The organism is Bacillus sp. FSL R10-2201 (genome assembly GCF_038008665.1).
GTDB lineage: Bacteria > Bacillota > Bacilli > Bacillales > Bacillaceae_G > Bacillus_A > Bacillus_A mycoides.
Map to the genome: position 1 here is coordinate 734608 of NZ_JBBOZP010000001.1, position 13386 is coordinate 747993.

The 13386-nt window shown below is 35.5% G+C and carries 13 protein-coding genes and 1 pseudogene; 9 read left to right on the top strand and 5 right to left on the bottom strand.

Annotated features, from left to right (window positions below; genetic code table 11):
• Positions 1 to 31: 31 nt before the first annotated feature.
• Positions 32 to 907 (bottom strand): cytochrome aa3 quinol oxidase subunit II, encoded by an 876-nt coding sequence (locus NSQ69_RS03655; protein WP_002010605.1) that lies wholly within the window; start codon positions 905 to 907, stop codon positions 32 to 34.
• Between the two features lie 294 nt (positions 908 to 1201).
• Positions 1202 to 1409: pseudogene (locus NSQ69_RS03660) on the bottom strand (amino acid permease); the annotation flags it as partial.
• Between the two features lie 410 nt (positions 1410 to 1819).
• On the opposite strand from NSQ69_RS03660, the gene NSQ69_RS03665 reads away from it, so the two are divergent.
• From NSQ69_RS03665 to NSQ69_RS03700, 8 genes are all read left to right on the top strand, one after another.
• Positions 1820 to 2530, top strand: coding sequence for a C39 family peptidase (locus NSQ69_RS03665; protein WP_033708232.1), 711 nt, complete (start codon positions 1820 to 1822; stop codon positions 2528 to 2530).
• A 129-nt stretch (positions 2531 to 2659) separates the two neighbouring features.
• Positions 2660 to 3835, top strand: a complete 1176-nt coding sequence (locus tag NSQ69_RS03670; RefSeq protein ID WP_002125300.1) for an amidohydrolase — start codon at positions 2660 to 2662, stop codon at positions 3833 to 3835.
• 1 nt (position 3836) lies between these two features.
• The gene (locus NSQ69_RS03675) at positions 3837 to 4034 is read left to right on the top strand and encodes a DUF3311 domain-containing protein (protein ID WP_002029838.1); all 198 of its coding nucleotides are present in this window, start codon (positions 3837 to 3839) and stop codon (positions 4032 to 4034) included.
• Positions 4031 to 5503 (top strand): sodium:solute symporter family protein, encoded by a 1473-nt coding sequence (locus tag NSQ69_RS03680; RefSeq protein WP_002186976.1) that lies wholly within the window; start codon positions 4031 to 4033, stop codon positions 5501 to 5503. The genes NSQ69_RS03675 and NSQ69_RS03680 overlap by 4 nt, the downstream gene beginning before the upstream one ends.
• A 101-nt stretch (positions 5504 to 5604) precedes the next feature.
• Positions 5605 to 7083, top strand: coding sequence for a spore germination protein GerLA (gene gerLA / locus NSQ69_RS03685; protein ID WP_003187400.1), 1479 nt, complete (start codon positions 5605 to 5607; stop codon positions 7081 to 7083).
• On the top strand, positions 7084 to 8208 hold the full coding sequence (locus tag NSQ69_RS03690) for an endospore germination permease (RefSeq protein ID WP_002169135.1): 1125 nt from the start codon (positions 7084 to 7086) through the stop codon (positions 8206 to 8208). It abuts the gene before it with no gap.
• Positions 8192 to 9358 carry a Ger(x)C family spore germination protein gene (locus NSQ69_RS03695; RefSeq protein WP_002186981.1) on the top strand — a complete coding sequence of 389 codons (1167 nt, stop codon included), beginning with the start codon at positions 8192 to 8194 and terminating at the stop codon, positions 9356 to 9358. Before NSQ69_RS03690 ends, NSQ69_RS03695 begins: the two co-directional genes overlap by 17 nt.
• Before the next feature lie 11 nt (positions 9359 to 9369).
• Positions 9370 to 9498, top strand: a complete 129-nt coding sequence (locus NSQ69_RS03700; RefSeq protein ID WP_002029830.1) for a hypothetical protein — start codon at positions 9370 to 9372, stop codon at positions 9496 to 9498.
• A gap of 63 nt (positions 9499 to 9561) precedes the next feature.
• Here NSQ69_RS03700 and NSQ69_RS03705 read toward each other — a convergent pair whose 3' ends face one another.
• From NSQ69_RS03705 to NSQ69_RS03715, 3 genes are read right to left on the bottom strand one after another with little or no spacing between them, the layout of a single operon-like run.
• A complete protein-coding gene (locus tag NSQ69_RS03705; protein ID WP_002125307.1) occupies positions 9562 to 10962 on the bottom strand; it encodes a nucleoside recognition domain-containing protein in 1401 nt (466 codons plus the stop codon).
• Positions 10940 to 11662: a FeoB small GTPase domain-containing protein gene (locus NSQ69_RS03710; protein ID WP_002063836.1), complete on the bottom strand. Its 723-nt coding sequence runs from the start codon at positions 11660 to 11662 to the stop codon at positions 10940 to 10942. Before NSQ69_RS03710 ends, NSQ69_RS03705 begins: the two co-directional genes overlap by 23 nt.
• On the bottom strand, positions 11659 to 11916 hold the full coding sequence (locus NSQ69_RS03715) for a FeoA family protein (protein ID WP_002134462.1): 258 nt from the start codon (positions 11914 to 11916) through the stop codon (positions 11659 to 11661). Before NSQ69_RS03715 ends, NSQ69_RS03710 begins: the two co-directional genes overlap by 4 nt.
• A 509-nt stretch (positions 11917 to 12425) precedes the next feature.
• Between NSQ69_RS03715 and NSQ69_RS03720 the strand changes: the two genes are divergently transcribed.
• Positions 12426 to 13325 (top strand): phosphate ABC transporter substrate-binding protein PstS family protein, encoded by a 900-nt coding sequence (locus NSQ69_RS03720; protein ID WP_000245113.1) that lies wholly within the window; start codon positions 12426 to 12428, stop codon positions 13323 to 13325.
• Positions 13326 to 13386: the final 61 nt, after the last annotated feature.

Consider the following 13386-nt stretch of genomic DNA (forward strand, 5'->3'; position numbering starts at 1 on the left):
TGTTCACTCCAATCTGTTGGAATAATAGCTATTATTTTTTGTTTTTGTAGTAGTTGTAATCACAATATTCAAGTGATTTTGGATCTACATAACTTAAGTGGTGACTAGAGAACGTCATACGCCCCACTACACCAGGTTTAATAATTTCGTTATATTTCTTTTCTGATAATTTAGGGGCAGTTTCTTGTACTTCTTTTACCCACTTATCATATTTCTCTTTAGTTTTTGCTTCAACTTCGAATTCCATGTGAGTAAATCCTTCACCAGAGAAGTTCGAGCTACGACCTAGGTAAGAACCTGGTTTGTCAGCTTGTAAATATAAGTCCATGATCATGCCATCCATTGTATACTTCATACCACCAAGTTCTGGTACCCAGAAAGCATTCATTGGACCTACAGAAGTCAGTTTAAATTGAATTGGTACACCAGCTGGGATGTTTAAATAGTTAACGGTTTCAATTTTTTCCTCCGGGTAACTAAATAACCATTTCCAGTTTGCAGATGTAACATAAATTTCAACTGGTTTAATATGTTTGGACTCTTGCGGAACCTCTTCCGAAGCATAAGTTGCTTTAACTGTTGGAATCGATAATGCGATAACGATAATAACAGGAATAATTGTCCAAATGATTTCTAATAATGTGTTACCATGTTGATCAGGTGGCTCATAGTCCATATTCTCTGGTTTTTCACGATAACGAATCAAGATGACTGTAAACAAGATGAATACAATTGCGATAATTAATGACATAAGCAAGAATGACCAAACAATTAAATCATACTGTGCTTTTGCAACAGGTCCTTGCGGATTTAATACTGCGAGTTTTTTATCACAGCCACCGAGGAACAGAAGTAATGATAACGGAAGAAGCGAAGCCAACTTCCAAAATGCTTTCTTTAGTTGCACGATTGAAAATCTCCTTTCTCCTTGGATTGAAACTATGCCAATAAAACAATATAAACCTATTAATTTATAGATGGCAATAGTTTTTGTTATATTGTTAAAAAATAGACACAAATGCACGCTTTTTAAGGTGAATATCATTTGTAACTTGATAACATTGTAAACTATTTTCCAGATAAAAACGTGATTGTGGGAATTTTAAGATAAATAAAGTTATACCAACATACCCAATAAATAGAAAAAAATTATCTTATCATAAGGAAAAATACTGAATTTTTAATATATTCAGTTTGTTACCTAAGTTATATTTCTTTTTTGCTCAAATGTGACAACTTTCCGAAACTTTAACTCGGTATAAAATGTAACAAATGATCATAAATGGAACCCAGCAATAAAGAGCAATTCTCTGATCTGGAATGAAAGCTAAACTAACAAATGTAAGGAAATTGAGTGAGAAAGCTACGATTGGAACTATTGGATAAAGTGGTGTGCGGTATTTTAATTCTGCTTGTTCTACTTGTTGATTCATATGTCCCTCCCCCCATATTTTTTTGTATGTTTTAACTAGATTTTATTCGGTGCTTTTAATCATTAGTGGGGGTGAAAAACATACTTGGTTTATTTTGTTGTGAACTGAGTATGTAAAGGAAAAACTAACTATGACTAAATACCTTAGAATGTTTATTAACCTAGTGAAGGAAACGTGATTCTTTCACTAGGTTAATAATTTTGTTTTTTAGTAAAAAATTCTGAAAAAAATATATTTTTTTCTTTCTATTTCAAACAATCGGAATTTTAAAAAAGGTATTTGTGAATAATAATTCACAGAATCTTTCTAGCAAACTAGTAAGAAGAAAGGTACAATGATAGGAGTTGTGCCTTTAAAATAATTGATATAATGGAGTTTGGTTTATGATGAAAAAGTTAAAATATATTTTTATTTTCGGTATTATATTTGCTGTCGTGTTCTTTTTCGAGAAAGATAAAATTATGAAAAAGGCACAAGAATTTCGGTTAGACCTTTTCTCTGAGATGAAAGAAAGTGCAATGATTACAGAGGTTCCGTTTATTAGACAGTTACCTGAATTACCTAGAGGTTGTGAAGTGACAAGTTTAACTATGCTACTACAACATAAAGGTGTACAAGTAGATAAGATGCAACTTGCTAGTGAAATTCATCGCGTTCCATTTAAACAAGATGGTTTGCATGGAAATCCGTATGAGGGATTCGTTGGAAATATTTACACGAAAGCTGAGCCGGGATACGGTGTATATAATCAACCGATTTTTAATTTAGCAGAAAAGTATGTTCCTGAAAAAGTAATTAATTTAACGGGTAGAGACGTGCAAGATCTATATAAAGTAATTAGTTCTGGTTCTCCAGTATGGGTAATTATTAATACAACGTTTAAACCATTAGCCGAAAGTAGTTTTGAAACATGGAATACGAGTTCAGGTAAAGTGAAAATTACATATTATGAGCATAGTGTTGTAGTAATTGGATATGATCAAAACTTTGTATACGTAAATGATCCTCTTGCAAACAATCCACGAAAAGCTGTTCCTCGTGCTGAATTTGAAAAGGCATGGGAGCAAATGGGGAAACAAGCAATTACTATTTTATAAAATGAAAAGTCATCTTGAGATGGCTTTTTCTTTTTGAATATTCATTATAGAAAATTCTGAAAATTCTTTCAGAAGTTAACGATTCACGCTATAATAACATTTAACTTGGTAAAGAAGGGGAGAAGAGAAATGGATGTCGCAAAGGAACTTGTTTTATCAAAGAATCAGTTGATTGAGTGGAGAAGGCATTTTCATAAGTATCCAGAGTTATCTTTTCAAGAGGAAAAAACATCTCAATTTGTATTCGACATACTTCGGGAAATCCCGTATTTAGAAGTCTCAAGGCCTACTAAATATAGTGTAATGGCAAGGTTAATTGGTAGGCAGCCTGGTAAAACTATCGCGGTTCGTGCTGATATGGATGCTCTTCCTATTCATGAAGAAAATAAGTTTGATTTTATTTCTATATATCCAGGTGTGATGCATGCGTGTGGTCACGATGGTCACATGGCAATATTGCTTGGTGTAGTACATAAGTTGGTAGAGGAAAGAGAGAAAGTTAAAGGAGAGATTCGCTTTTTATTTCAACATGCAGAAGAAAACTTTCCAGGCGGTGCAGAGGAAATGGTCGCAGCGGGAGTGATGACAGGTGTGGATTACATTATTGGTGCTCATCTTTGGGCGTCATTAGAGGTTGGAAAAGTAGGTGTAATTTATGGTCCTGCGATGGCGGCGCCGGACGTTTTTAAAATTACGATAGAGGGAAAAGGTGGGCATGCTGGAATTCCGCATGAAACAGTTGATAGTATCGCCATTGGTGCGCAAGTAGTTTCGCAAATTCAGCAAATTGTATCTCGCCTCACGAATCCGTTAGATTCTCTCGTAGTATCTGTTACGCAATTTCATTCTGGGACAACTCATAATGTTATCCCGGAACAAGCGGAGGTTGAAGGGACAGTGAGAAGTTTAAGGCATGAATTAAGAGAAGAAACAAAGAAGAAGCTTGAAAGGATTGTAAAACATATTACAGAATCCTACGGTGCTAAGTATACATTTTCTTATGAATATGGATATCGCCCAGTTGTGAACGATTATGAAGTTACAGAGCTTATTGAACATACAGCATTACAGCTGTATGGAAGAGAAAGAGTTGTTCGTTTACAGCCAACGATGGCAGGGGAAGATTTTTCAGCATTTTTACAAAAGGCACCAGGGACGTTCTTTTTTATAGGGGCAGGAAATGAAGAGAAGGGAATTATATATCCGCATCATCACCCTCGTTTTACAATTGACGAAGACGCATTACCAATTGGAGTGGAAGTCTTTGTATCATCCATTATGAATTTTATAAGTAAAGGAGAATGAGATGAAAAAAATACACGTGCTAGCACTTATTCCAGTTCTTTGTTTAGTAGTTGGACCAGTATTTGCAAATTCGGTCACTCCTTACGTATGGGGGATGCCATTTTTATTATTTTGGGTACTATTATCAGTGCTCATTACGTCTCTTTGTATGGGTCTTGTGTACGTATTCGATCCTGCTAATAAGGGGGACGTAAAATGACTGCATTATTTATCATTATTATATTTTTGTTTCTCGCACTATTTTTAGGAATTCGGGCACAACATGGAAAAGATATGAATTTAGAACAATGGTCAGTTGGAGGAAGAGGATTTGGAACTATTTTCGTTTTTCTCCTTATGGCAGGGGAAATTTATACGACGTTCACATTTTTAGGAGGAAGTGGCTGGGCTTATAGTAAAGGAGCTCCTACATTTTATATTTTAGGGTATGGTGCATTAGCTTATATTTTATCGTATTTCTTATTGCCTCCAATTTGGAAGTATGCAAAAGAACATAACCTCATTTCACAATCAGATTTCTTTGCGAAGAAATACAGGAGTAAGACGCTTGGGGTAATTGTTTCAATTATTGGTGTTATTTCGATTATCCCGTATCTTGTTTTGCAATTAAAGGGATTAGGAATTATCGTTTCGGAAGCTTCCTATGGAAGAGTGACACCTGTTATTGCGGTATGGATTGGTGCTATTGTTATAACTATTTATGTAATGGTTTCAGGTATACATGGATCGGCTTGGACAGCTGCTTTGAAGGACATTATGATACTATTTATCGTTATGTTTTTAGGTATATATTTACCGTATCACTATTACGGAGGATTTCAACCGATGTTTGAAGCTGTAGAAGCTGCAAAACCAGGTTTTTTATCTTTACCTGAAAAGGGAATGAGTATTTCTTGGTTTGTTTCTACTATTATATTAACGGCTCTCGGTTTTTATATGTGGCCTCATACATTTGCCTCAGCTTTCTCAGCGAAAAGTGAAAAAGTATTTAGGAAAAATGCAGCAATTATGCCTCTCTATTCTTTAGTTTTGCTTTTTGTGTTCTTTGCAGGTTTTGCTGCTATCTTGCAAGTTCCAGGGTTAAAGGGAGCGGATGTAGATCTTTCATTATTCCGTCTGGCTCTTCAAACGTTTGATCCATGGTTTATTGGTATTATTGGTAGTGCAGGAGTGTTAACGGCATTAGTTCCAGGTTCCATGCTTGTTATGGCGGCATCTACGTTGTTAGCAAAAAATATTTACCGAACAATGGTGCCATCTGCTTCAGATAGACAAGTTGCAAAAGTAGCTAAGTTATTTGTACCTGTTGTAACGCTTGTTGCAGTATTGTTTACATTTAAAGGGGGAGAAACGATAGGGGCTCTTCTTTTAATGGGGTACAGTATAGTTACGCAACTTTTCCCTGCACTTGTATGTAGTTTGTTTCCACGTCAAATTATTACGAAGCAAGGAGCGATTGCAGGAATGGGGATTGGGTTGTTAATTGTCGCATATATTACCTTATCTGGTTCAACTATAGCTACGATGTTTCCGAGTTTTCCGCAATATATAAAAGATTTAAATGTAGGTGTAGTCGCATTGTTAATGAATATGATTGTGATGTTTATCGTTAGTGGATTCACAAGAAATGTATCTGTAAAGACCGACAATATAATAGTAGAAAAGTAATTCGTATGTTAGAGCTATCTTCGAAAAGAGATAGCTCTTTTTTGTATATATTTTCTTCTATTAGCGGAATCTAACTAAAAACTTGTTGAAAAGGAAGTTAGGTGGGGAAATTGTTAGAGCTAAAAGGTAACTTGTTTGAAGTTATGAAGGAAATTAGAGATGAGTTAGGTTCACCTAATGATTTAACAATTAGAGAAGTTGCTCTTGCTGGTAGTTTAACCCGCTGTGCTGTTATTTTTTTATGTGGGTTAACAGATAAGGATAATGTTTATAAATATGTAGTTCGTACGCTTCAATATGAAGAAATACAAAAAGAAGCAGCTATTGTTCAAACGTTATTAGATTGTTTTATTTCTATCGCAGAAGTTGGTATGAAAACAACGTTTCCTGATATTATAAATGCGATTTTAGCGGGAGATACAGTTATATTAATTGATAATATTCAAACGGCTATTGTTGTTAATAGTAGAGCTTGGGAGAAAAGAAGTCTAGAGCCTCCAGTGACAGAAGATTTAATACGTGGACCGAGAGTTGGATTAAATGAAGATATTAATGTGAACAAAATGCTAATTCGCCGTGGTTTACGTGATCCGAAGTTACGGTTTCAATCTTATATTATGGGGAAACGATCGCAGAAAGAAGTAACCCTAGTATATATAGAGGATATTATTAACCCTTACATCGTAAACGAGCTAGATCGGCGTCTTCAATCAATAGTGACAGATGTCATTTTTGAGACAGGAACGATTGAGCAATTAATTCAAGATAATAATTTATCGCCGTTTCCGCAGTTTTTAAATACAGAAAGACCAGATAATATAGTGGCTGCATTGGCGAAAGGGAAAGCGGCCATTTTAGTAGATGGGTCACCATTTGCTCTTATAGCTCCACTAGTGTTTGTTGATATTTTTCAATCTGTAGAAGATCATTATGAGCGTTGGATAATTGGAACGTTATTAAGAATGTTACGTATGGGATCAGGTATCGCTGCTGTTTTATTACCTGCCATGTACGTAGCGCTTGTATCGTATCATCAAGGGCTTATTCCATCTAAACTAGCTTATTCCATTGCGGGAGCGAGAGAAGGAGTACCGTTTCCTGCTTATATAGAAACGTTAATGATGGCATTAACGATGGAATTAATACGAGAAGCCGGGATTAGGCTTCCGAAACCGATGGGACAAACAATTGGCATCGTAGGCGGTCTTGTAATTGGAGAAGCGGCAGTAAATGCGGGGATTGTAAATCCGTTTTTAGTAATTATTATTGCGGTTACCGCAATTGCTACATTTTCACTGCCTGTATATAGCATTACAATTACGTTCCGGATTTTACTTTTTGTCTTTGTGTTAGCGGCGACTGCTTTTGGATTGTACGGAATCATTTTAGCTCTTATTGCACTTGCGATTCATATTACGAATTTAAAGAGTGTTGGGGTGCCATATACAACGCCTATTGCTCCTGCATTTTATAAAGATTGGGAAGAAGAAATGATCCGCTTGCCAAAATCAATGTTGAAAGAAAGACCAGAGTACTTACAAACGAAAGATTCTACAATACGTCCAAAGGAGCGAGAGTAATTGAAGCCATTTGAATATGGGGATGAAGAAATTGGATCTCGGGAACTTGGTTTTGCGGTATCGTCAACAATTATCGGTATAGGTGCATTATCTATGCCGCGAGATATTGCTACGCAAACTTTATTTTCGGACGGTTGGATTATTTTGCTTTTGGGTGGATTAATATGTGCAATTTTAGGTTGGTTTGTAACGAGGGTAGCTATTTTATTCCCAAAACAAAACTTTGTTCAATATACGAGTGCACATTTGACGAAGCCTGTTGCATACACAATTAGTAGCATTTTAGTATTAACGTTTGCTGCTTTGACAGCATATGAATCGCGAATGATTGCAATTATTTCACAAACGTATTTGTTTAGTGATACACCAGTACAACTATTGTCGTTCTTTTTCCTATTAGTTGTTATTTATGGAATAGCGGGGTCGAGAGCGGCTCTATTAAGGTTAAACGTTTTATTCTTACCTATCGTTTTAATTGCAATCGTACTGCTTTCTTTATTGAATGTGAACTTAATGGAAATAGATAATTTACTACCGGCTTTTCAAACGGACGTCAGTCAATATGCTGTAGGAGTTAAAAATTCTATTTTCACATTTATCGGATTTGAGGTAGCTCTGTTTTATGCCGTGATGTTGAACGATAAGACAGCGAAAAAAGCGCCAATGGCAGTTGCAAAAGCGGTGATAGTAAACGTTTTGTCATACATTTTAATTTATGTAACTTGTATTAGTGTTTTTTCGTATATGACAACACGTGGATTGACATTTCCAACAATTGAACTAGGGAAAGAAATTGAAATTGGTGGAGGATTTTTAGAGAGATTTGATGCGATTTTTTTTACCACTTGGATTATTACTATTTATAACACTACAGCAATGTATTATGACGTCGCATCTTTATTGTTTTGTGCTATGTTTCCAAAAGTGAAGAAACACGTATTTATTTTTGTGAGTGCTCCTATTATTTTTATGGTGAATATGATACCTGGCAATTCGAATGATTTATCAAGTTATGGGACTTATTTAGCTTGGATAGATATGGGGTTTGTTGTGTCAGCACCTTTGCTAGTTTTTATTGTATATAAAATAAAAAGAAGGAATGGTGGCAATGAAACACCTTCTTAAAATTATAATAATTATGTTTTTAGCTGGATCTATTAGTGGGTGCTCTGAGCTGGAGGAGATAGAAGAAAGGGGATTTGTAGTAGGGGCGGCTTACGATATCGTGAAGGAAAAACAATCGAATCCAATTATGAAAGGGACGTATCAGATGGTGCTCCCAAGTAAATTGTCGCAACAAGGTGGACAAGGGGATGGAGATAGCGAAAATTATATTAATGTTAGTGCGAAAGCAGATAGTGTCTTTGAGCAAATACGAATTATCGCTAAAAAAATTAGTCGCTCATTATTCTTTCCGCATATACAAGTGATAATTTTTTCTAAAGATTTACTAGCGAATCCATATGTTTTACAAAATACGTTAGATGTATATATTCGCGATCATGAAATGAGAAGAAATATTCGTTTGTTCGTTTCTAAGAAAAATGCAGAAGCTATTTTAAAGCAGAGTGCCAAGCCTGAAAATTTGCCAGCGCAGTATATCGATATGTTAGCTGAACATCCTCCGAAAAATGCCCAAATGATTGAGGCTGCAAGAATTGGTGAAGTACAGGAAAAGATGATTTCTAACCAGAGTTTCGTATTACCTATTCTCGAACTAACAAAACAAGGGGTACAAATGAACGGAGCGGCGTTGTTTCGCGGGAAGGATAATAAGTGTGTAGGCATTTTGAATGGGGAAGAAACGTTAGGAATGAATTATATAATAGGTAAAAAAATTGGAGGTTTTTTTACTATCCGTAAAAAGAATCAACTTATTACATATGAAATTCATAAGCTGCATCGAAAAATTAAAGTATCTACAACGGATGCCACAAAACCAAAGTTTAATATTCACTTATCTCTGGAAGGTACATTGGCCGAGTTGCACTTTAGTGATCATAAAAAGGTTTTGAATGAAAAGCGTTTAGAGAAGGATATTTCGGAGGAAATGGAGAAACGCATCCAAAAATCGATTAAGCTTGTTCAAAAAAAATATAAGGTAGATGTATTAGCATTAGGGGAAGTATATAAGCGACATAATTATAAAGAGTGGAAGAAGATAGATAAGAATTGGGATCAAGGTGAAAAATACTTTAGTAATGCTGAAATTACTGTTCATGTTCATCCAACGATTGCACATTCAGGTTCAGCTTTACCGAAGAGAGTGAAATAAGGTGATGTAAGTTGTTTACTGGATTGGGAATTAGTTGCACGATATTAATGGCGGTTCTTCCGGGAGCCATATACTTCATTCATAAAAAAATTACAACGTATGGAGCGCAGCCGTGGAAAGAAAAAAAGAAACCTGAATAATTTCAGGTTTCTTTTGCGCAAAGCATATGTGAAGGGGGATACCTTCTATGTATGCTTTGTTTTTTATACAAGTCCTAACCAATGTACCAATTGTGTAGAGAGGAATGTAACAACAATGGCAATAACAGTAGGGATTGCGAACGATAAGAATGTCCATTTTGCACTTTTTGTTTCTTTATATATGTTAACTAGTGTTGTTCCACATGGGAAATGAAGAAGAGAGAACAACATTGTGTTTAACGCGGTTAACCAAGTCCAACCGTGTTCTAAGAATAGATTTTTAATTTGATTAAAATCATCTATTTCAGTTAAAGCACCAGTTGATAAGTAAGACATTAATAAAATCGGAATAACAATTTCATTAGCTGGTAGTCCAAGAATAAACGCTGCTAGAATAAATCCGTCAAGTCCTAACATTTTAGCAAATGGATCTAGGAAGTTTACAAAATACATAAGTAAGCTTGTGTCACCGATGAAAATATTAGCAAGTAACCAAGTTAATGCAGCTGCAGGGGCAGCTACAACTACAGCTCGTTTTAAAACATATATTGATTTATCGAGTGTTGCGCGTACAATTGTATTCCAAACTTTTGGCTTACGGTACGGTGGTAACTCAAGTGTGTAGTGAGTCGGAACACCTTTTAAAGCTGTTTTTGATAGTACCCAAGAAACGGTTAATGTCATAATGACACCAATTACAACCATTCCAACTACAACGCCAGCAGTAACAAGTGTTTGCATACTACCTGTATAACCAGCAGCCATAAATAATGAAGCCATTAAAATTAACATAGGCCAGCGACCGTTACAAGGAACGAAGTTGTTTGTTAAGATTGCAAGCATACGTTCACGTGGTGATTCAATAATACGTGTTGACATGATGGCAGCTGCATTACAACCGAATCCCATTGCCATTGTTAAAGATTGCTTGCCATGTGCACCAGATCGTTTGAATAAGCGGTCCATGTTAAATGCGACACGTGGTAAATATCCGTAGTTTTCTAATAGCGCGAACATAGGGAAAAAGATTGCCATAGGTGGTAACATAACGCTAATAACAGCACCGATACCGCGGAATAAACCAAGTATTAAAATGCCATGTAGCCATTCTGGTGCATGCATTGCTTGGAACCAAGATGTTAAATATCCTTCTACCCAGCCAAAGAACTTAGCGATCATATCAGAAGGTACGTTAGCGCCTGCAATTGTAAGATAAAAAATAATAGATAAAATACCGAGCATAATTGGGAATCCCCAGATTGGAGATGTGAAAATTTTATCTAGTTTTTCAGAACGATACAATTTATCGGTATTTGTATATTGAACAGCTTCTTTACATATACTTGCGGAGGTTCGATAAATATCTCCGACAATATCATCTCGTATATCTTCTTTTGAAAGTGTTTGTGCATGTTGAACAATATAGTCCAGCGGAAGAGCTTTACTGGCTGAGTGAGATTCCATTGATTACAACCTCCCTTACAAGTGGTTCGTTATGGTGTTTTTGAAGTGTAGTTAAGAAATTCTTATCTCCATCTAATATACGTAATGCAATCCAACGTGCTGGATACGTATCACCGAACACTTTATAAATTTGTGGTTCTAATTCCTGAATCATATTTTCGATTTTATCGTTATAAGTAATTTTAATTGGTGTTGGAATTAGTTTTTTATTTGCTACTTTAGCGATGACATTTAGCAAATGACCAATGCCTACTCGGTTGCGAGCAGAAATCTTCACTACAGGTACACCGAGGGATTTTGCTAATTTCTTTTCGTCAATAATGATTCCTTTTTTCTCCGCTTCATCAATTAAGTTAATACAAATGACCACATCGTTTGTCATTTCCATCACTTGGAGTGCTAAATTTAAATTTCTTTCCATTGCCGTTGCATCTATAACAACTACAGTTACTTCTGGCTTTTCAAATATAATATAATCTCGTGCTACTTCTTCATCTGCCGAATTTGAATATAGTGAGTAAGTTCCAGGTAAATCTATTATTGTATATATATTTCCGCCGTGCTTATATTCCCCTTCAGCCTTTAAAACAGTTTTCCCCGTCCAGTTTCCAGTATGTTGTTTTAAGCCTGTTAAAGTATTAAATAATGTACTTTTTCCGGTATTCGGGTTACCAGCTAACGCAATGCGGTGGTTACTCATCTGAAATCATCTCCTATTAATACCCCGAAAATAAGGGAGCTTTCTTCACTACGCAGTGCAATAGTTGTGTTGCTTACTTGATAAGCAACTGGGTCTCCAAGTGGGCTGCGTTGTAATACTTTAATTGTCGCTCCAGGAAAAAAGCCTAAATCTAATAAACGTCGTTTCATAGTTCCTTCTAATTGTATCTTCTCAATTTGTACAAACTCTCCTGTTTTAAATTCAGAAAGTGGTTTTGTATTAGCCGATACCATAAAAGTTACCTCATCTCTATATTGTTAGTTTAAGTTTAAAAAGTTTCCTTGGGTAAACTTTTTGATACTAATATAGTAGACTACATTTAATGATGCTGTCAATTAGTACTTTAAAAATATTCAATTATTTTTAGAATTGTTCCAATTTATTGAGTTGTACCGAAAAATATTACTGGAATTCTTCTTAATGTAAATAAAGTAAGAGTGTAAAGTTTTAAAAATATAGTGGATTTGTAAATATAGTTTTAACTTAAAGGGCAAAATAAAGAAAAATATTTACATTGGATTTACATTGTTAAGAATAAATTTACAATACTGCGTGTTTAGTGTGGGTTTTGTTGGCTTTTTCAACTGTAAATGTTGGAATGTCTAGCTTTTATGGGATGTTATCTCTATTTACTTAAACTTAAAAATTGCTTAACACTCACATAATATTGTTGTCCTACAATGAATTTGTGTTCGAAAGAAAATGAATTCGAAAAGTGATAATCCAAATGGGGGTACAAGACATGGTTATGAAAAAGGGTATTAAATTTTCTTTAGCGGCTTTAGTTGTTGCAGGTGCATTAGTTGGATGTGGAAAAGCAGAAAGTACGGATAATAAGGAAGCTGCTAAAGGTAGCGATGCAAAACAAGAATTATCAGGTACGATTGCAGCGGCTGGCTCTACAGCTCTTCAACCTCTTGCGGAGGAAGCTGGAAAGAAATTCATGGAGAAAAATTCAAAAGTTTCTATTCAAGTTCAAGGTGGCGGTAGTGGAACTGGGATTAACCAAGTAGCATCTGGTGCGGTACAAATTGGTAACTCAGATGTTCCAGCTGGAGATAAAATAAAAGATGCTGAAAAAGCAAAAGAATTAGTAGATAACAAAGTTGCGGGTATCGCATTCGCACTTGTCGTAAATAAAGATGTAAAAGTTGATAACTTAACAGTAAAACAAGTGCAAGATATCTTCACTGGAAAAGTAACGAACTGGAAAGAAGTAGGCGGAAAAGATGAAAAAATCAATGTAATTAACCGACCAGCTTCATCTGGTACACGTGCTACTTTTGAAAAGACAGTGATGAAAGACGCGAAAATTAATGATGGAACTGGTACAACACAAGATTCTAATGGTGCTGTAGAGCAAGCGATTAACTCTACTCCAGGTTCAGTTAGTTACTTAGCGATGTCTTACATGGTTGGTGAGAAAAAAGGTGCGTTACAAACGGTTAAAATTGATGGATCTGAACCGAAAGTTGAAAATATTTCTGCTGGTAAATATCCATTCTGGTCTTACGAGTACATGGTAACGAAAGGTGAGGCGAAGGAAGCAACTAAGGCTTACATCGACTATGTAAAAGGTAAAGACTTTGAAAAACAAGTAGAAGATATGGGTTACATTCCAATGTCTAAATTAAATAAGTAATAAAATTTTATGGGGCTGGCTGCAAGGCCAGTCCTGTTCAATGCAATCTATGAAGTGGGGT

Coding starts and splice junctions, on each gene's coding strand:
- NSQ69_RS03705 (WP_002125307.1), bottom strand. CDS start 10,962: ATGGAATCTCACTCAGCCAGTAAAGCTCTTCCGCTGGACTATATTGTT.
- NSQ69_RS03680 (WP_002186976.1), top strand. CDS start 4,031: ATGACTGCATTATTTATCATTATTATATTTTTGTTTCTCGCACTATTT.
- NSQ69_RS03695 (WP_002186981.1), top strand. CDS start 8,192: ATGAAACACCTTCTTAAAATTATAATAATTATGTTTTTAGCTGGATCT.
- NSQ69_RS03720 (WP_000245113.1), top strand. CDS start 12,426: ATGGTTATGAAAAAGGGTATTAAATTTTCTTTAGCGGCTTTAGTTGTT.
- NSQ69_RS03665 (WP_033708232.1), top strand. CDS start 1,820: ATGAAAAAGTTAAAATATATTTTTATTTTCGGTATTATATTTGCTGTC.
- NSQ69_RS03715 (WP_002134462.1), bottom strand. CDS start 11,916: ATGGTATCGGCTAATACAAAACCACTTTCTGAATTTAAAACAGGAGAG.
- NSQ69_RS03710 (WP_002063836.1), bottom strand. CDS start 11,662: ATGAGTAACCACCGCATTGCGTTAGCTGGTAACCCGAATACCGGAAAA.
- NSQ69_RS03670 (WP_002125300.1), top strand. CDS start 2,660: ATGGATGTCGCAAAGGAACTTGTTTTATCAAAGAATCAGTTGATTGAG.
- NSQ69_RS03675 (WP_002029838.1), top strand. CDS start 3,837: ATGAAAAAAATACACGTGCTAGCACTTATTCCAGTTCTTTGTTTAGTA.